General features: G+C 69.0%; 1 pseudogene. It reads left to right on the forward strand.

Features of this window, described 5'->3' with window-relative positions:
* Positions 1 to 403, forward strand: a pseudogene (locus QB898_RS13235) (hypothetical protein); the annotation flags it as partial.

Consider the following 403-nt stretch of genomic DNA (forward strand, 5'->3'; position numbering starts at 1 on the left):
CCTTGCTCAACGCCACGCGCCAAAGCGCCATAGCAGCCCTCACGGCGGGCCTGCAAGCCAAAAACGCCAATGTGGCCGCCCGCATGGGCGCAGCCACACAGCAAACCGCCGCGCAGGCGGCCACGCAAACCAGCGCCACGCGCCAAAGCGCGGCGCAAACCGCCACGCAAGCGTCCAGCGTGCAAAGCGCCCAGGCCAGGCAGGCCGCGCAAGAAGGCAAGGCCAAGGCCGCCGCCCAAGCGGCCACACAGGCAGGCTCGGCCACGCAAGCCAAAGGCCGCGAAGCCGCGCAGGCCCAGCAAGTGGCTGGGCAGCAAGCCTCGCAAGAAAAAACAGGCATTCACAAACGCGTGAGCCTGCGCAATGTGCCCAAGGGCCGCGCGCGCGGCACGCTCGACAAGGT

Origin of the sequence: Ottowia cancrivicina, from assembly GCF_029813755.1 — a bacterium.
GTDB lineage: Bacteria > Pseudomonadota > Gammaproteobacteria > Burkholderiales > Burkholderiaceae_C > Ottowia > Ottowia massiliensis.